16 protein-coding genes are annotated in these 20059 nt (G+C 36.3%); 9 read left to right on the forward strand and 7 right to left on the reverse strand.

The window, feature by feature from the left end; genetic code table 11:
* Positions 1 to 274: 274 nt before the first annotated feature.
* Positions 275 to 2467, forward strand: coding sequence for a CDC48 family AAA ATPase (locus tag IJQ68_RS10700; RefSeq protein ID WP_292800421.1), 2193 nt, complete (start codon positions 275 to 277; stop codon positions 2465 to 2467).
* 31 nt (positions 2468 to 2498) lie between these two features.
* On the opposite strand, the gene IJQ68_RS10705 is transcribed toward IJQ68_RS10700, so the two are convergent.
* Entirely contained in the window at positions 2499 to 3212 is a 714-nt protein-coding gene (locus IJQ68_RS10705) for a 3'-5' exonuclease (RefSeq protein ID WP_342765148.1), read from the reverse strand.
* Positions 3213 to 3339: 127 nt separating this feature from the next.
* Between IJQ68_RS10705 and pdxS the strand changes: the two genes are divergently transcribed.
* The 8 genes from pdxS to glmM all read left to right on the forward strand — a co-directional run bounded on the left by pdxS (position 3340) and on the right by glmM (position 11577).
* The gene (gene pdxS / locus IJQ68_RS10710) at positions 3340 to 4224 is read left to right on the forward strand and encodes a pyridoxal 5'-phosphate synthase lyase subunit PdxS (RefSeq protein ID WP_292800424.1); all 885 of its coding nucleotides are present in this window, start codon (positions 3340 to 3342) and stop codon (positions 4222 to 4224) included.
* A 31-nt stretch (positions 4225 to 4255) separates the two neighbouring features.
* On the forward strand, positions 4256 to 4843 hold the full coding sequence (gene pdxT / locus IJQ68_RS10715; RefSeq protein WP_292800427.1) for a pyridoxal 5'-phosphate synthase glutaminase subunit PdxT: 588 nt from the start codon (positions 4256 to 4258) through the stop codon (positions 4841 to 4843).
* A 26-nt stretch (positions 4844 to 4869) separates the two neighbouring features.
* Complete coding sequence (locus IJQ68_RS10720; RefSeq protein WP_292800430.1) at positions 4870 to 5754, forward strand: DMT family transporter; 885 nt, start codon at positions 4870 to 4872, stop codon at positions 5752 to 5754.
* A gap of 13 nt (positions 5755 to 5767) precedes the next feature.
* Positions 5768 to 6616: a methanogenesis marker 8 protein gene (locus IJQ68_RS10725; protein WP_292800433.1), complete on the forward strand. Its 849-nt coding sequence runs from the start codon at positions 5768 to 5770 to the stop codon at positions 6614 to 6616.
* Positions 6617 to 6693: 77 nt separating this feature from the next.
* On the forward strand, positions 6694 to 7968 hold the full coding sequence (thiC, locus tag IJQ68_RS10730) for a phosphomethylpyrimidine synthase (protein WP_292800436.1): 1275 nt from the start codon (positions 6694 to 6696) through the stop codon (positions 7966 to 7968).
* Positions 7968 to 9623, forward strand: coding sequence for an ATP-dependent DNA ligase (locus IJQ68_RS10735; RefSeq protein WP_292800439.1), 1656 nt, complete (start codon positions 7968 to 7970; stop codon positions 9621 to 9623). Before thiC ends, IJQ68_RS10735 begins: the two co-directional genes overlap by 1 nt.
* Positions 9624 to 9749: 126 nt before the next feature.
* Entirely contained in the window at positions 9750 to 10148 is a 399-nt protein-coding gene (locus IJQ68_RS10740) for an OB-fold nucleic acid binding domain-containing protein (protein WP_292800441.1), read from the forward strand.
* Positions 10149 to 10212: 64 nt separating this feature from the next.
* The gene (gene glmM, locus IJQ68_RS10745; protein WP_394355668.1) at positions 10213 to 11577 is read left to right on the forward strand and encodes a phosphoglucosamine mutase; all 1365 of its coding nucleotides are present in this window, start codon (positions 10213 to 10215) and stop codon (positions 11575 to 11577) included.
* A gap of 145 nt (positions 11578 to 11722) precedes the next feature.
* On the opposite strand, the gene IJQ68_RS10750 is transcribed toward glmM, so the two are convergent.
* From IJQ68_RS10750 to IJQ68_RS10775, 6 genes are all read right to left on the reverse strand, one after another.
* Positions 11723 to 12859: a tetratricopeptide repeat protein gene (locus IJQ68_RS10750; RefSeq protein WP_292800444.1), complete on the reverse strand. Its 1137-nt coding sequence runs from the start codon at positions 12857 to 12859 to the stop codon at positions 11723 to 11725.
* Positions 12860 to 12878: 19 nt separating this feature from the next.
* Complete coding sequence (locus IJQ68_RS10755) at positions 12879 to 13589, reverse strand: anaerobic ribonucleoside-triphosphate reductase activating protein (RefSeq protein WP_292800447.1); 711 nt, start codon at positions 13587 to 13589, stop codon at positions 12879 to 12881.
* Positions 13589 to 14689: a histidinol-phosphate transaminase gene (gene hisC, locus IJQ68_RS10760; RefSeq protein ID WP_292800450.1), complete on the reverse strand. Its 1101-nt coding sequence runs from the start codon at positions 14687 to 14689 to the stop codon at positions 13589 to 13591. The genes IJQ68_RS10755 and hisC overlap by 1 nt, the downstream gene beginning before the upstream one ends.
* Before the next feature lie 3 nt (positions 14690 to 14692).
* The gene (locus IJQ68_RS10765; RefSeq protein ID WP_292800453.1) at positions 14693 to 15175 is read right to left on the reverse strand and encodes a gamma carbonic anhydrase family protein; all 483 of its coding nucleotides are present in this window, start codon (positions 15173 to 15175) and stop codon (positions 14693 to 14695) included.
* Between the two features lie 21 nt (positions 15176 to 15196).
* The gene (glmU, locus tag IJQ68_RS10770; protein WP_292800465.1) at positions 15197 to 16486 is read right to left on the reverse strand and encodes a bifunctional sugar-1-phosphate nucleotidylyltransferase/acetyltransferase; all 1290 of its coding nucleotides are present in this window, start codon (positions 16484 to 16486) and stop codon (positions 15197 to 15199) included.
* Positions 16487 to 16816: 330 nt separating this feature from the next.
* Positions 16817 to 20059 (reverse strand): DUF11 domain-containing protein (locus IJQ68_RS10775; protein ID WP_292800456.1); only part of this gene is annotated, 3243 nt, incomplete at its 5' end.

Consider the following 20059-nt stretch of genomic DNA (forward strand, 5'->3'; position numbering starts at 1 on the left):
AAGTAATTAAAATTTAAAATCTAATATAACAAAGTATAAATTAATTATTTAAATATTAAAGAAATAAAAAAAATTTATATTATTAAAACATTATTTTAATTAAAAATTAACAAAATTAAAGTAATTATAAATTGTTTTAAAAAATTTTTTTAACCGAAACCTTTATATAGTAAGACTTATACAGTATATTTGTCAAACTTAAAATGACAAGGTTACAGAAAAATGTAACCCAAATTTCTTATCATACTAATCAAATTATACGGAGATGATATCTATGACTCAAAATGAAAAAACTTTAAAAGTTGCAGAAGCCCTCTCACAAAGGGAAATTGGTCAAGGTATTGCAAGAGTTGATCCAAACGTAATGGCCGAATTAGGATTAAACGAAAGAGACATTATTGAAATTAACGGCGCTAAAAAAACTGCCGCAATCGTGCTTCCTTCACAAACCGACATAGGTCTTGGAGTTATAAGAATTGACGGATTAGTCCGTAAGAATTCAGGAGCTACCATCGGCGGTGAAGTAATAATTAAAAAAGCGAAAGCTGTTGAAGCTAAAAAAGTGGTTTTAGCACCTACTGAAGATAACATCCGGGTACAGGGAGATGTGCGCGGTTTATTCATGGGTAAAGTAATGATGAAAGGAGATATTATTGGATCTCAAATCAGAGCTCCAAGACCAAATATGGGATTTAACAGCATATTTGAAGATTTAATGGACTTTACCCCTGCAATGAAAGAAATAAGATTTGCAGTATTATCCACCCAACCTGGAGGAATCACTGTAGTCGGACAGAACACCGAAGTGGAACTCCATGAATCCCCGGTTGACGTAAGCAAACTCGAAGGTGTAACCAATCTCGTAGATGTAAGCTATGAGGATATTGGCGGTCTTAAAGAAGAAGTTAAAAAAGTAAGAGAAATGATTGAAATTCCTCTTAAAAGACCAGAATTATTCGAAAAATTAGGAATTGCTCCACCTAAAGGAGTATTAATGCACGGTCCACCAGGAACCGGTAAAACATTACTGGCTAAAGCTGTAGCCAGTGAAAGTGATGCCCACTTCATATTAATCAATGGGCCTGAAATCATGAGCAAATATGTTGGAGGATCCGAAGAAAACCTAAGAGAATACTTCGAAGAAGCTGAAGCAAACTCCCCATCAATCATATTTATTGATGAGCTAGATGCGATTGCTCCTAAAAGAGAAGAAACCAATGGTGAAACTGAAAGAAGAACCGTAGCACAATTGTTGACTTTAATGGATGGTCTTAAATCAAGAGGCCAAGTCGTTGTAATCGGTGCTACAAACAGACCGGATTCACTTGATCCTGCTCTTAGAAGACCTGGAAGGTTTGACCGTGAAATAGAAATCGGCGTTCCTGATGCTGACGAAAGACAGGAAGTTCTTGAAATCCACACAAGGAACATGCCGATAGAAGATGACGTTGATTTGAAAAAATTAGCCAGCACAACCCACGGGTTTGTAGGAGCTGATTTAGAATCATTATGTAAAGAAGCAGCAATGAGAGTAGTTAGAAGGATATTGCCTGAAATAAAAAGTGATGAAGAAATCCCAGAAGAAGTCCTCAAAAAAATCATTGTAACAAAAGATGACTTCAAATCCGCCTTAAAAGAAATTCAACCTTCAGCACTTAGGGAAGTTCTTGTGCAGGTGCCTGATATCAAATGGGATGATGTCGGAGGACTTGATGAAGCAAAACAAGAATTAAAAGAAGCTGTTGAATGGCCTTTAAAATATCCTGAAAACTTCCAAAAATTAGGCGTGAAACCTCCAAAAGGAATCTTGCTCTACGGAATTCCGGGTACCGGTAAAACATTACTTGCAAAAGCAGTGGCAAGTGAAAGTGAAGCAAACTTCATTTCCATCAAAGGACCTGAACTACTATCAAAATGGGTAGGTGAATCCGAAAAAGGAGTAAGGGAAGTATTTAGAAAAGCAAAACAAACCGCCCCAACTGTAATCTTTTTCGATGAAATCGACTCCATTGCAAGTACAAGAAGCGGAAACGATACAGACAGTGGTGTGACAAAAAGAGTTGTTAATCAGCTATTAACCGAAATGGACGGTTTGGAAGAACTTGAAGATGTAGCAATCATTGCGGCAACAAACAGACCAGACATTATTGATCCTGGTTTAATGAGGCCTGGAAGATTCGACAGACACATTAAAGTCGACACTCCATCAGAAGAAGCAAGAATTGCAATCTTTGAAGTTCATACTAAAAATATGCCATTAGCTAAAGATGTAAACCTCAAAAAATTAGCTAAAAGTACCGACGGATACGTCGGAGCAGATATCGAAGCCGTATGTCGTGAAGCAGCAATGCTCACATTAAGAAACAACATGGAAGCTTCTGAAATTCCAAACAAATATTTCAAAGAAGCTATTGAAAAAGTAAAACCTGCGAATAACGCAGAAGAACAGTTAGTCCAATATATGTAAGGAAGAACTCACCATTCTTCCTTCCCTCCTCTTATTTTCTAGGCAAAATATCATCACTAGGCCTTAAATAATTAGAATAATACTGTGCCTTATACTCGATGAATGAAAATTTCATGCCATTGACACCATATTTCGGATTATAGCCAAATATATTAATGTATTCTGATAAATCATCACGTTCACTTTTCAATGCCTTGGTAACTTCATATAATGCCTTTGTATCATCAATTGCCCTGTGGAAATTAACCTCCTCAATACCATAATGATGAACAGCATCAATTAACTTGTGAGGATAGCCTTTGCGGTCCTTAAAAACAGTGACAGTGTCTAACCAGTTAAGATTTGATACGATTTCATCGGCTTCGCCGGGAAAATGCCTTTTTAACAAGTAGTAAATGAATGACAAATCAAAATGAGTATTATGGGCAATCATCAATGTGTCCTTGGTTAACCGTTCTTTTAAATCTTGAGCGATAATGTCTTCAGAAACTCCCTCATCGTTAAGCATATCATCAGTGATACCTGTAATTTGAGTTATTTTAGGTGGAAGAGCTTCGTTGATTTTAATGAATTTATCGTATTCTTCTGTAATTACACCATCTTCCAAAGTAAACATTGCAAGTTCAATAATCCTTTCATTTTTACAATCAAGCCCGGTAGTTTCCGTGTCGAAAAATATAATTTTAATTTGAATGCCTCCGAAAAATATTACTAATATTATATTTGGATTGATATAATTTAAAATGAACTAATTTTTCATCAATGCCAATTTCACATACAATACTATAAAGCCATGAAATATTTTGTATTAATTTATATAAAGAATAAAAACTAATAATAACAATTGTTATAATTTTGATGGAGAACAGTTCATGGTAAAAAGAGGAACAAATGTATTAAAAGAAGGATTCGCCAAAATGACAAAAGGCGGAGTCATTATGGATGTAGTTAATGCTGAGCAGGCAAGAATCGCAGAAGATGCTGGTGCAGTAGCTGTAATGGCTCTTGAAAAAGTGCCTGCAGACATTCGTGCAGCAGGAGGAGTAGCCAGAATGGCTGATCCAACAATTGTTGAAGAAGTGGTTGATGCAGTATCCATTCCGGTAATGGCAAAAGCAAGAATAGGCCACATTGCAGAAGCACAGATACTGGAAACACTCGGTGTTGACATGATTGATGAAAGTGAAGTGCTAACACCAGCAGATGAAGAGTATCACATTAACAAGAAAGAATTCACAATACCATTCGTATGCGGAGCACGTAATCTCGGAGAAGCATTGAGAAGAATTGATGAAGGAGCGGCAATGATACGTACCAAAGGAGAACCAGGAACAGGAAATATTGTGGAAGCTGTCCGCCATATGAGAATGGTGATGGGCGAAATCAGAACCATCCAAGGACTTGAAGAAGAGGAACTTTGGAAATATGCAAGAAATATTGAAGCACCGATTGAACTTGTAAAACAAACTGCTGAGCTTGGAAAATTACCTGTTGTAAACTTTGCAGCAGGAGGTATTGCAACACCAGCTGACGCTTCATTAATGATGCAATTAGGTTCTGACGGTATTTTTGTAGGATCAGGAATATTCAAATCAAACAATCCCGAAGCCTTTGCAAAAGCAATAGTTGAAGCAACAGCTAACTATAACAAGCCAGAAGTATTGGCTGAAGTATCAAAAGGACTTGGAGAAGCAATGAAAGGTCTGGAAATGTCAACATTGACGGAAGCAGACAGGATGCAGGATAGAGGAATCTGAATCCTTTTATCTTTTTTAAAAAAGTGTTAAAATGCTAAAAATAGGTATACTAAATTTACAGGGTGCCGTTTCAGAGCATTATGATATGGCAAAAAAAGCCGTTGAAAACTTAAAAGCTGATATTAAAGTAGAATCCGTGAGATATGCAAAAGATGTTGCGACATGTGACGGCGTGATAATTTCCGGCGGGGAAAGTACAGTTATCGGCAAACTTCTCCATGAAAGAGGAATAGATAAAGTAATCAAAGAAAATGAAATTCCAGTATTCGGAACATGTGCAGGAATGGTACTCTTAAGTAAAAAAACAGACTTTGACCAGCCATTAATGGGATTGATGGATATTGAAGTTAAACGAAATACCTATGGAAGACAAAAAGATTCATTTGAAGCACAGATAGAAATATTGGGTCAGAAATATTTGGGAGTGTTCATAAGGGCACCGGCAATTAAGTCCTATTACAAAAGCAAAGCAGACATTGAAGTTCTATCAGAATATGATGGGGAAATAATAGCTATCAAGCAAGGACACAATATAGCCACATCATTTCATCCGGAATTGACACAGGACACATTAATCCATGAATATTTCATCAAGGAAGTTATGAAAACTAAAAATTAATTAGAAACTAAAACAAATTAAGAGTAATGAAAAAACTTTATTTGATTTTACCTATATTATCCGGAATATTATTTGGATCAAGCGGAATATTTGTAAGGACATTAACCCAAAACGGGATTGATGCCACCACATTGCTGTTTCTCAGATTCTCTATTGCAATCATAATATTATTGATAGCAATTTTAGCAACGAACAGAAATCTGATTAGAATCAAAATAAATGACCTGAAACTTTTTATAATAACCGCATTATGCATTGTCGGACTAAATCTCTTTTACAATACATCAATGAATACTGTTCCATTATCTTTGGCAGCAGTATTGTTAAGTTCAGCGCCAGTATTTGTAATCATATTTGCATATATCCTCTTTAGAGAAAAAATTACATTAACAAAAGTAATTTCAATAATCTTAGTGATTATCGGATGCATTCTGACAACAGGACTGCTTGAAGGAAACTATGCCAACGTTTCAGCAATAGGAATATTTGGAGGTGTTGTAGCGGCAATATTTTGGGCAATGTATACAGTTGCATCCAAAAAGGCTCTTGAAGAGGAAATACATACATATACAATATTATTCTATTCATTAATCATTTTAACGTTAATCTTGTTGCCGTTTACCAATTTTGGCCAGATTACATCATTCGTCAATTCAAACATTGCATTCAACATACTATTCCTAATACTGCATTCAACATTCTCATTCGCCCTGCCATATATACTGCTGACAGTTTCCCTGAATCATATTGATTCGGGAAGTGCCTCAATATTCACTTCAGGAGCCGAACCTTTGGCGGCACTGTGCTTTGGAATGATAATCTACAGTGAGATTCCGACAGCTCTAACATTCATTGGTGTTGTTCTGACGATTTTAGCATTAATTATATTATCAAAAAATGAAAAAGAATAGATAAGGTGAGAGTATGGTAAAAGATCATCATGTTATAGAAGCACTTGGAAAAACAGAAGTAGTGATAGAAAATGGAGAAGTAATCTCTGTTGGAGACCCGTTGATTGATTACTGTCCAATTTTCGATAAAATTGATGATGCGAAGCATCTTGATAAAGAGTTTATTAAATGGAATATGGAAAAAAGAATCCGTGAGTTTGGAATGTGTACACCCCACAGAGTTGTTAAAATGCCTGACATGATGTCATTCGGCATTTCTGAAATCCTAAAAACCAACAGGGAATTAGGTCTCATTGACTGTGTTGTCGGCGTTTGTGAAGGTGTTGGAACATTACTTATTACAGACCCTGAAATCATCCAGGGCGTCGGAGGAAGAGTTTCTGCATTGGTCAGCACAACACCAATACCTGAGGTCATTGAAAAGGTTGGCATTGAAAATGTAGTGAATCCGGAAACTGCTGATTTAGATCCTGTTAAAGGATTGGAAATGGCTATTGAAAAAGGTTATAAGAATATTGCAATTACAATATTGCCTTCAAAAACAATAGTTGAACTTCGCCAATATCCTCTTCCCGAAGATGTTAACATCTACATTTTTGTGGCGCATACAACAAATGCCAGTGATGAAGAAGCAAAAATAGTATTTGAATACGGGGATGTTGTAACCGCTTGTGCCAGCGAAAAAATCAGAGATTATGCTGAAAAAGAAGAAGTTTATTACTCCGGTTCAAAAGTTCCAATTTTTGCAGTCACTGAAAAAGGCCGTGAATTCTTAGATAACAGGCTTGAAAAAATAGGTAAAGCATTAACAGTTAAAGATTATCCTTTGAATAGAGAAACTCACCCAAATCCTTTAGTTTAAAAAATATGCAATAAAATAATAAATACTTTAATAAACAAAATTATCTATATTAAATTTACTATTAATGAGGGAAAATATTGACTCAAAAAAGCGAAGCTATAAAAGGCAATGTCACACCAGAAATGAAAGATGTTGCAAAAAACGAAAATATTGAAGTTGATAAACTGGCTAGACTGATAGCTGATGGAAAAGTCGTCATTCCAAAAAATGTCAATAGCCATGCAAAAGCCTGTGGTATTGGTGAGGAGCTTTCAACTAAAATCAATGCTAACATTGGTTCTTCTTCAAAAATTGACGACTTGGACCTTGAAATAAACAAAGCCAAATTGGCTGTTGAATATGGTGCAGACGCAATAATGGACTTATCAACAGGCTCTGATTTGAAACTGTTCAGGCAAAAGATAATGGATGCTGTTGATGTTATCATTGGAACTGTGCCTATTTATGAAGCGGGAGTTGTAACTCTTGCAAAAGGAAGGGAAATTGTCGATATGGATCCTGACGATATTTTCAAGGCCATTGAAAATCAGGCTCGTGAAGGAGTTGATTTCATGACACTTCACTGCGGAATTACAAAGGATTTGGTCTCAAAATTGGAAAAACAAAAACGTATGATGGGTATTGTAAGCCGTGGAGGTACATTTATGGCTTCATGGATTAAGCACAATGAAATGGAAAACCCGTTATATGAAAACTACGATTACCTTTTAGAGCTATCTTATGAATATGACATTACATTATCCCTAGGCGACGGACTTAGACCGGGCTGTTTAGCTGATGCGAGCGATATCCCTCAAATCCAGGAATTAGTAAACTTAGGCGGTCTTGTTAAAAGAGCACAGGATGCGAATGTCCAAGTCATGGTTGAAGGACCCGGACACATGCCATTAAACCAGATTAAAGCGAATATGGAAATTCAAAAGACAATATGTCATGGAGCACCGTTTTATGTGCTCGGACCTTTAGTTACTGATTTGGCTCCAGGTTATGACCATATTACTTCAGCAATCGGCGGAGCAATAGCTGCAAGCAGCGGAGCAAACTTTTTATGTTATGTAACGCCTGCAGAGCACCTGTCACTTCCTTCACTGGAAGACGTTAAAGAAGGAGTTATTGCATCAAAAATAGCTGCAGAAGCTGCTGATGTTGCAAGAGGACTTCCACAATCATGGATCAGAGAGCGCCAAATGGCAAAGGCAAGAAAGGAATTTGATTGGGAAAGACAATTCGACTTGGCATTCGACAAATCAAAACCTAGACAATATCGCGATAAATGTGAACTCGATGATGATGAAATGTGCGCAATGTGCGGAGAATATTGTGCAGTAAAAATAGCAAAAGGCGATTTCTAATGAAATATCAGGAATTAGTAGACGTTTATTCCGCTTTGGAAGCAACAACCAAACGTCTGGAAAAAACAGATATCATTGCAGAATACCTAAAAAAATTAGATGCGGACACCATCGGTAAAGTTGGATTACTGCTTTTGGGAGGAGTTTTCCCTGCATGGAGTTCAGAAGAAATAGGTATTGGTGCAAAACTGGTTGAAAGAGCAGTTGCAGAAGCTGTAGGTACCACACAGGCAAAAGTTGAAGATGCTGTTCGTGACGAAGGGGACATTGGTCTTGCATGTATTGATTTATACTCTAAAAAGTCACAGATGACATTTTTCTCACAGCCATTGACTATTAACTTTGTATTTGACAGCCTGCAGAAACTATCAAAGATAAGTGGCTCCAGGTCTACTAATCGTAAGATTTCAATTATTCTAGAATTATTATCACAGGCTTCAGCTACAGAGGCCAAATACTTAACCAGAACAATCACGGAAGAACTGAGAATCGGTGTTGGCGACGGCATAGTTCGCGATGCAATAGCACAGGCATTTGACATCGACAAAAAAATAGTGGAAAGAGCACAGATGCTTACAAATGACTTTTCAGTTGTTGCAACCACCGCACTTCTTGAAGGAGCTGAAGGATTGAGCAAACTTAACTTGACTCCCGGAACTCCTGTAAAACCAATGCTTGCACAGCTCTCACCGCCAGTTGCAGAAATCATCCCCGAAATGGGAACGGCAATCTGTGAGACCAAATATGACGGTATCCGACTGCAGGTTCACAGAAACGGCGATGAAATCAAGATATTCACCAGAAGACTGGAAAACATTACCCATGCACTCCCGGAAATCGTTGAACTCTTTGACGAACACCTGCCACATGACGATTACATTGTTGAGGGTGAAGTAATAGCTACAAGAGACGGTAAACCTCTGCCTTTCCAGAACATTTTGCACAGAGTAAGGCGCAAATACAATGTTGAAGAAGCTATGGAAAATGTTCCTTTGAAATTATACCTCTTTGATGTTTTGTATTATAAAGAACCGATGATTGATGAACCTCTGATGAAAAGAAGAGAAACTCTGGAAAGCATTGTGGATACAACAGTTGATGCAATGAACTTAAGTACAATGATTGTCGGAACTCCAGATAATATCGATGAAATTGAAGAGCTTTTCAACTCATCCATTGCAGCTCACCATGAAGGAATCATGATTAAAGACGCATCAGAACCATACATTCCGGGAATCAGAGGCAAAAAAATGCTTAAATACAAAGCAGAACCTGAAACCTTGGATATGATTATTGTTGGCGGGACTTATGGTATCGGTAAAAGAGGAGATTTCGTCGGATCATACCTTGTAGCCCTAAGAGATGAAAATGACGAGTTCAAAACAGTTGCATATGCTGCAACAGGACTTGACGATGCCACATTAGAATATCTGACCGGTAAAATGAAAGAACTGGAAATCTCAACAAAAGGCCGTGAAATTGTTGTTGAACCTAAAATCGTTTTGGAGATTGCATTTTCAGAAATTGTAGAATCTCCGGAATACGAAACAGGCTATTCACTGAGATTCCCTGTTGTTAAAAACATCAGAAAGGATAAGGGACCAATGGACGTCGATACTGTCGAAAGACTGCTTTCAATGTATGATGCACAATGATGAAAAAAATATGTGGTCTTATCACAAACAATTAAAAATTCCAAGTTCAGACAATATAACCTCACCATACAATATTACCCGATTAAATCCTATCTAACTTATTAACCCCTAAATTAAACTAAATTCATGGATATTACAGATGACAAATTACTAAAAATAGCTTTGGTAACTTCTTTAATAGGTTTGATTGGGCTGATTTTATTCACTCCATCAATTGAAGTTAAGGAAGTGAAAATTGAAGATGTGACACGTTCCATGATTGATGAGGAAGTCAGCATTGACTGTGTAGTCAGCGAAGTCAAATCGTCACGAAGCGGAAGCAGCTACTTTTTAACGATAAATGACGGAACAGGACAGATAACGCTGATTATATTTGAAAGTCAGGTTGCACAGATGCAGACGAACAATCTTGAAATTGAAGACTTCAAGGACAAAAAAGTAAATGTTGTTGGAACAGTTACGGAGTATAACGGTGAAATGGAAATAGTTTTATCGAGCGGAGATAGTTTGAAAATAATAGAATAATAAATAGCTATTTATTTATTAAAAATCAAAAATTAGTATAATTAATTTTATAGGAATTATTAAAATGGCAAATGAAAAAAGATTATTTGGAACATTTGGAGTTAGAAGAACTGCAAATGATGTGTTGACTCCGGAATTTGCTACAAGACTTGCAGCTTGTTACGGAACTCAAATACAAGGAACTGTTGCAGTTGGTGGAGATACAAGAACTTCAAGTCCAATGTTAATAGAAGCTGTAAAGGCAGGCCTCTTATCATCCGGCTGTGACGTTGTGGATTTGGGAATCCTACCTACACCGGGTGTTCAGTATGCAGTTCGCAAGTATTACGATGGCGGAGTTATGATTACTGCTTCACACAATCCTCCAAAATACAATGGAATTAAGTTTTTAGATGAATACGGTATTGGAATTCCTGACGATATGGAATTGGCTATTGAAGAGTTATATTTTGACAGTGAACCTAAAAGAGCAGAATGGCATGAAATCGGCCAAATTTATCATAATGACAAAATCATAGACGAATATGTTGATGAGGCAATCTCAAAAGTTGATGCCGAAGCTATTCGCGAAGCTAATCTGAAAGTGGTTGTTGACTGCGGTTCAGGTGCAGGAGCTTACACCGCCCCTTACTTAATCCGTAAATTAGGCTGTGACGTGACTACACTTAACTGTCAGGCTGACGGATTTTTCCCTGGACGTGACCCGGAACCTATTGAAGAGAACCTGCAGGAATTAATTAGTGTCGTGAAAGAATTGGGTGCTGATATCGGCCTTGCACATGACGGGGACGCAGATAGAACAATCTGTATTGATGAGAAAGGAAACTTTGTTTTAGGAGACAAAACATTCACTCTTGTCGAAAGGCAAATGCTTAAAGAAAACGACGGAGGAATCATCGTAACGACCGTTGCAACTTCCCAGGCAATATATGACATTGCAGAAGAGTACAATGGTGAAGTAATAGCTACTGCAGTTGGAGACTTGCTTGTTGCACGTAAATTACATGAAAAGGACGGTTTATTCGGTGGAGAAGAAAACGGAGGTTTGATTTTCCCAGATTTCGTTTACGGAAGAGATGCTGTAATGACTGTTGCTAAAATTTTGGAAATTTTGGCTTTGGAGAAAAAATCATTATCTGAGTTAGTTGGCGAACTTCCAGTATACTATGCAAGCAAAACCAAAATCGAGTGTCCGGACGATCAAAAACAGAATGTGATGTCCAGCATCGCTGAAGAAATCAAAACCACAACCGATTTTGAATTGGATTTAACAGACGGCGTTAAAATCCTAAAAGAAGATGGTTGGGTAATTATAAGACCATCAGGAACTGAACCAATATTCAGATGTTTCGCTGAAAGTGATTCACAGGACAAAGCAGATGAAATGACTGAATGGGGTCTCAGCTTAATTAAAAAATACAAAAAATAAATTGAAGTAATTACTACTTCAATATTCTTAATTTTTCAACTGATTAAAATATAAATTAATTAATTAACCATAAAATAATAAACTCTTTTTTTAAGATAAAAGAACCAATAATATAAAAATAGCTAATCCAACACCAATATGTAGATTATAAGTTATCAAGACACTCTTCTTTTAGGAAAAATGCATCTTCATTATCAGGATTTCTAAGCAGAACCATATTGAAACTGTCAACAGCCTCTTCAAATTTACCAAGTTCCATTAAAACTACGCCTTTATTTAACAAAAAGTCAATATTATACTTTTCTAAGGAAATAGCCCTATTAAAACATTCCAAGGCCTCATCAAGTTTACCTAAATCAATATAGGCATTTCCCATCCTGTTGATAGCATCGGCATCCATTTCAGAATCATCCAGACAGACTTCCACAGCCTTATCAAAGGATTCTATAGCTTCTTCCAGCCTGCCCATATCAGTCAGCAGGTTTCCGCGTGAGTTCCATACTTCCGGATTTTCACTATCTATGACTATAAGCTTATCATAAACTCTTAAAGCCTTATCATATTCACCTAAAACCTCTAGAATGAAACCTCTCCAATATAATACGATAGGACTGCTTGGAGAATAGTTATAGGCAATAGTGCTTGCTTTTAGGGCACCTTCCAAATCACCGGCATTTAAAAGAGCAATTGCCTTATTGTTTAAGATATATTCATTATCCGGTTCAACTGACAACGCCTTATCATAACATTCGATAGCTTCATCGAATTGGCCAAGCCTTGAAAGATTATCACCCTGCTTGTTTAAAAGATAAACATCATGAGGGTCAATTCTTAAAGCCGCATCATAGCACATTGTGGATTTATCGAACTTACCGCTGTCAAAAAGAATGTCTGCACGTTTGGTAATCATTGACTTCTCATCAATCTTATCCCCTTTCCAATCGTCAATATCAAGTTTTTCGAAATAGATTATTTGGAACTTATCTGATGGGTCGACACGACCACCATACATCTTTTTGAATTCTCTTAACATATCCTTGGAATCTTTAAAACCCTCTTCCCGAGCAATTTCATCATTGTCTATGATATCTTCAAAAGCTATATCTTCAACACCCGTGACAATAGCTTCGAAAATCTTCATTTTTTCTTTTGAAACCAGGTTCCAATAACAGTATAATCTGTCACCTTCTTTTAAAGGATTTTTCCAAAGCTTACGGATAGTCCTTCTTTTTTTACCTGTGATGACATCAATGTCGTTACTGGAAAATGATAAAATTGGCATTTTAAACATTCCTTAAATTCTATTCGATAATCTGTTCTCCAAATTCTGCGGTTTTTACTTTAACAACACCTTCAAATACTGGTTTTACATATTCAGCCAGTTTACGCAAATCATGTGGATTCGGCACATCAACTTTTTCCAATGCAGGATCAAGAACATTTTTGTTTCTGAATTGCTGAAGTGTATAGATATCCCCTTCAATATCGTTTACCAAATTAAATATGTCCTTTTTAGTGTGTAATGTAGGAACATAAGTTGTTCTAATCTCCAAATGAACATTAGAATCATTATTTATAAGTTTCATTGATTTTTTCACATTGGCACCCACATTTGCGCCTGTGACTTTCCTATATTTTTCAAATGGCGCCTTAACATCCAAAGATACGAAATCCAATAGCCCCATTTCCAATAACTTTTCAATTTTATCCGGATAAATTCCGCTCGTATCCAGCTTTGTTTTAAGACCTATACTTTTGATATAAGTGAACAACTCTATTAACGCATCCAATTGCATCAGAGGTTCACCTCCAGACAGAACTACTGCATCTATAAAGTCTGCGGCATTATCTATTTCTGATTTGACTTCTTCAAAGCTTTTTTGAGTTTTATCTTCCAGCAATTCCACATTATGACAGTATCTGCATGCCAAAGGACATTGTGACATGAAAATAACCAAGGACATGTTTCCATGGAATTCGACAGATGATATTAAAGTTCCGCCCACATACATTAATCCACTACCTCATGAACAATTTCAATGAACTTTTTGTTTTCTTCCATTGTACAAATACTAATTCTTATCCAATATTCATCCAGTCCCTTAAATGAAGTACAGTCACGTACGATGATACCTCTTTTCATGAATTCACGAGTAATTTCAGCTGCAGTATATCCAGTATCTTTAACTCCAATCAGAATAAAATTGGATTTGGATGGAAAAACATTGAGACATTCTATTTTAGACAATTCATCGATTAAAAAGTCCCTGCTTTCGATTCCGTCTTTTATAGATCTTTCAATATATTCTGTATCTTTGAAAGTGTTTACAGCAGCAGCATAAGAAAGTCTCGTTAGGGAAAATACAGGTTTGATTCTGTGCATGAATTCTATAATCTCTTCACATGCAAGACCATAACCAATCCTCATTCCCGCAAGACCTAAAACTTTGGACATCGTTCGGATAATGAAAATGTTATCATATTCCTCGATTAAGTCCTTGTTTGTGACTTCGGAATATTCGAAATAAGCCTCATCAATAACAATTAATATTTCCGGATTTTCGCCTGCAATTTTTATCAAATCTTTTCTGTCTATTAAAGTTCCGGTCGGGTTGTTAGGACTGCATAGGAATATCATTTTTGTTTTGGGAGTAATTTTATCAAAAATTGAGTCCACATCCAAAACATTATTATCCAGATTCCATCTGGCATAAACAGGATGAGCACCATACTGCTTCAACAGGTATTCATAATACATATAAGAGGGTAAAGGCACAATGAATTCATCATCGGGTTCTATGAATGTTTTAGCTAAAACATCAATGATTTCATCTGCTCCATCCCCACCAATAATCACTTGAGAATCTTTAACATCAGAATATTGTGCTGCGAGATGAACCAATTCCTTAAGTTGGGATTCAGGATATCTGTTGATTGATTTGGATTCCTCTGCAATGGCTTCAATTGCTTTTGGAGAAGGACCCCAGGGATTTTCATTTGAACCTAACTTAATAATATCCTCTTTTTTTAATCCGAATTCAGCAGCAATTTCATCTTGTGATCTTCCAGGGACATATGAGTCCATATCACTAACAATTTGTCTTGGTTTCATAATCTAATCTTCCTTATACTGTTTAGAAAGTTTTACATAGTTATCAGCATTATCCTGTATATGTTGAATCTGTTCAGGCGTGACTTGCTTAACCAGTTTGGCGGGAACTCCTAAAAGTAGACTGTTTTCAGGAAATTCCTTTCCTTCACTTACAACAGCTCCGGCACCTACAATTGAATTCTTACCGATTTTAGCACCATTTAAAACTGTCGCATTCATTCCAATGAGCACATTATCATCAAGTGTGCATCCGTGGATGACTGCCCCATGACCGACAGAAACATTGTCTTTAATTACAACCGGAAAGTCTTTGGAACAGTGTACGACACAGTTATCCTGAACATTGGAATTATTTCCTATTTTTATTGAGGATACGTCTCCCCTCAGGACGGCACCGTGCCATATGGACACGTTTTCACCGAGTTCAACATCACCAATTACTTGAGCACCAGGGCATATTACAATAGAGTCTTTATTATTTTCCATAATATCACTAGTTTTTATAATTTATTTTTTCTCTTTATTTTTATCTTGAAGAATATGATTCTGTTTTAATAACACTCTTGTATCGGAAGGCAAATCTTCATATAATAAAACATTGGAACCGATTGTGGAGTTGGAACCCACTTTAACACCAGGTGAGAAACTTGAATTGATACCTGTTTTTACGGAGTCTCCGATGATAGCTCCGAGCTTGCGCCTTCCGCTGTCTTCCATTGAGTCTTTAATTTTTGTTTTAATATTCGCATTGTCAAAACGTAAGTTAGCAATGTTAGTTCCTGCTGCAATATTACAGTTAGAACCTATTACAGAGTCCCCAACGTAACTTAAATGGCTAACGTTGGTGTTTTCCATAATAATTGAGTTTTTAATTTCAACAGCATTACCAACATGAACATTATCACCAAAGTATGTATTGCCACGGATATAACAGTTAGGACCTACATCGCAGTTCTTACCAATGTACACATTACCTTCGATGTAAACTCCTGCCTTAATTACACTTCCTTCACCCAAATAAACTTCCCCATGAATATGGGCTCCGTTTTCAACTTTACCTTTGATTTGGGTTTTCAGGTTACCGATCAACTCTTCATTAACTTCAATAAGTTCCCATGGCCTACCGACATCAATCCAATCCTTGTCCGTTTTATGGCCGATGACCTTTTTGCCCTCTTCTATTTGCATGCTTACTGAATCTGTAATTTCGTATTCTCCCCTTTCGGATATTTCAGTTTTTTCGATTTTGCTGAAAATGTCCTTGTTGAATACGTAAATTCCTGTGTTGACCAGGTTGCTTGGAGCCTCTTCTTTTTTAGGCTTTTCAACAATGCTTTTAATATTTCCGTCTTCAATTTCGACAACACCAAAAGCTGACGGATCAGCCACTTCAGTTAAAACCATCAATGTATCCGGCTTCATGTAATTGTATTTTTTGATGATTTCATGAATTATCTCATCATCAAGAATAATGTCTCCATTCAAAACAATCAAGCTATCCTCGATGAAGTCTTCACCATAGGAAATCGCATTAGCTGTTCCAAGGAAGTCCTTTTGGGTTTTGTAAGTAATGTTTACTCCAAATTCGGAACCGTCACCGAAATAGTCCCTTACGATTTCTTCTTTATATCTGACAATTAGCAAAATATCCTTAATGCCATTATCTTTTAAAGCTTCGATATTATATTGAATAATTGGTTTGCCTGCGACTGGCAACATGGTCTTAGGCTTAGTAAGTGTTAATGGCCTCATTCTTGACCCTTCACCAGCGCTTAAAATTATTGCTTTCAATTTAATTACCCCATATCTATTAAAAATTATTGTAAAATATTATGTTTTTTCTAATTTATATATTAATTCTATATTTCATATCGTACAATTTATTGAATAGAATTAACTATACTTTAAATTGAATTGGTGATTAATTATATTGAAATAAAAAATTATACTATTTGAATTAAACAAGGAACTGTTAATTTAAAACTACAATAGATTCAAATTATTAAAAAAAATGTGTGGCATCTACATCTTGTGGTGAATTTTGAAAAAAGTTCTTTAATCAACTTGATATTAGAAAAAAATAAGAAAAAAGAGGGGATGAAAAACCCTCTTATTGAGTGTTAAATTTTATTCTTTACGTCTTCTTAATGGTATTAATGCAAATATAATCAATAATAACATGATTATAGGGTTACCGGTAGCTTTGCTATCCATTGGAACATAAACCGGTTTTTCATCCTCTGGAGTTACTGGAGTAGGAGTTGGAGTTAGAACAATGCTAACATCCACGTCAGCACTCACATTACCAGTCATGTTTGATCCAGCAATAGCAACGTTTGTAACATTAGCAACTTTAGTGGCATTACATACAATTGTGAAGCTTATACTGTTATTTGGAGCTAAAATACCGGAGTAAGTGTATTTATCACCTACTTTAGTCCAATCAGCGCCGTTGAAACTGACAAATTCTAATCCATCTGGGATTTCATCAATGACAAATACATCACCAAGTGTGCAATCGCCAGTGTTTCTTACAGTAATAGTAAATGTGACTAATTCACCTACTTTTACTGAAGTTTTATCAGAAACTTTGATTACGGCAATTCCCGGAGTTACAACAACAGTAGTGTTGTTGGAGTAAGCTTTATTGGTAGCGTTGCTAGTTAAGTTAGAACCAGCAATAACTTCCGGCACAAATTCTCCAGCTTTAGTCGTATTGAAGTACAATATGTAACTGATTGATTCTCCAGGGTTTAAAACACCGTCGTAAACAAATCTGTTACCTACTTTACTCCAGTTAGGACCTGTAAATCCAGCGTATATCAATTCATCTGGGAATTCGTTTGAAACATAAACTGAACCGAGTACGCAATCACCATCATTTGTAACGATTACTGTGAAGCTCACAGGTTCGCCAACGATGACTCTCGGATTATTGGATATTTCACGAACGATCAAGTCCGGAGTATAAACTTTGACTGAAGCGTTAGCAGTGCGATTGTCAGTATTATCAGAACCAGCAATTACTTCATTTGTGAAATTGCCTGATACGGTAGTGTTTACAACAACGAATAATTCAACATCCTCACCAACAGCTAAAGAACCGTTATAATAGAACATGGTTCCATCATTAGTCCAATTAGTGCCGATAAAGTGGTCGTAAACTAATCCTTCAGGAATAACTTCATCAAGGAACAATCCTGTAAGTTCAATATCTCCAGTATTGGTAATAACTATTCTGAAAGTAGTCTGATTACCTGAGTATACAACCTCTTCGAGTGCAACTTTGATTACGGAGATATCCGGATGATATACACGAACATCAACATCACTATGCTTGACAGTACCTTCTTCACTACAGTTAACTGTAGCTGTATTTACAAAAGTACCATTAGTTAAAGCTTTTACAACAATCCAAACTGTGTAAGTTCCGTTCATAGTTAAACGGTCAACAGTCCATACTAAAGTGTTTCCATCTGCAGTGTAGTCTTCGCTAGATTCCACTACTTCAAATGCGGTAGTATCCAAAATATCCTTAATCACAACGCCTGTAGCATCCGCTACTCCATGGTTGTTAACTTCAATTGTGAAGTTAATAAGATTACCTACGGTAGTAGAAGTTACATTAGTTGATTTAACGATTTTTAAATCTACCCTATAAACCGGAATTGTAGCGTTATCCATAACTTCAGTTGTATTTTCGTTACAGTATACAGATACGACATTAGTGTAGTTACCAACATCTGTGGTTCTTGCTTTAACAGTGAAGTTATAAGACTCACCAGCAGCCAAGAATGGAATAACCTGGTCCAATTGACCATCAACTAAAGTCAAACCGTCAGGTAAAACATCCCTAACAGTAACATTAGTAGCATTGGAAGGACCGTTATTGATTACAGTAATAGTGAAAGTAACAATATCACCAATTCCGTAGTCATCTGAATCTGCAACTTTAATAACATCTAAATTAACTATGTAATATGCTTCTACAGTGTCATTTGCTGTTTTTTCTGTAGTATTTTCATAACAGTAAACTGAAACGACATTTGTGAAATTGCCTTCAACTGCGGTTCTTGCTTTAACAGTGAAGTTATATGACTCACCAGCAGCCAAGAATGGAATAACCTGATCCAATTGACCGTCGACTAAAGTCAAACCGTCAGGTAAAACATCCCTAACAGTAACATTAGTAGCATTGGATTTACCATTATTGGTCACAGTAATAGTGAAAACAACCTCATCACCTGCAAGAACTCTATTGATATCAGCGACTTTGCTTACATCCAGGATAACATCATATTTAGCTTCGACGGCGTCATTATCGTCTTGAGTAGTTGGCTCTTCAGTACAATTGACCAAAGCAACATTAGTGAAAGTACCATTAGTTAAAACTTTAACAAGCACCCAAACAGAATAACTTTGCTCACTGGCCAAATTACCAACATTCCAAACAATATTCTGACCGTTTCTAGTAAAAGTACCATTAGCATCAACGAAATCAAGACCATCATCCAAGACATCACTAATATTCACATTAGTAGCTCTAGCAGAACCGTGGTTCCTAATGACAATAGTAAAGTTAACCAAATCATTAACTAAAACTGAATGAACATCAGCAGTCTTATTAATCTTAATATCAGTCACAAATACTCTAACAGTAGCATTATCCTCTTTGACAGTACTGTTTTCAATGCATGAAACGCTTACTTCGTTTGTGAAATTACCCACTTTAGTTGTTTTAGCAACGATAGTGAAGTTGTAAGATTCTCCAGCAGCCAAGAATGGTACAACATGATCCAAATCACCGCTGATAATAGTTAAACCATCAGTAGGGAAAGCATCCTTGATTGTAACATTAGTAGCATTAGAAGGACCGTTATTAGTCACAACAATAGTAAATGTAACCTCATCACCAACAATAGCATCATCAAAGTCAACAACTTTAGAAATATCTAAAACAACAATGATTTTAGCCTCAACACTTGCATTAGCCTCTTTAACAGTGTCATTTTCATAACAGTAAACTGAAACATTATTGGTAAAGTTACCTTCTGCATCAGCTCTGGCCTTAACAGTGAAGTTGTATGACTCACCAGCAATTAATAATGGAATAACCTGATTTAAGTCACCATTAACTAAAGTTAAACCTTCAGGTAAAACATCCTTAATAGTAACATTAGTAGCATTAGATTTACCATTATTAGTCACAGTAATAGTGAAAACAACCTCATCACCAACAATAACACTATCATTATCGACAACTTTTGTAATGTCTAATACAACATCGTATTTAGCTTCAACTGTGTCATTATCGTCCTGAGTAGTTGGCTCTTCAGTACAATTGACCAAAGCAACATTAGTGAAAGTACC

It is taken from the genome of Methanobrevibacter sp. (assembly GCF_017447225.1).
GTDB lineage: Archaea > Methanobacteriota > Methanobacteria > Methanobacteriales > Methanobacteriaceae > Methanocatella.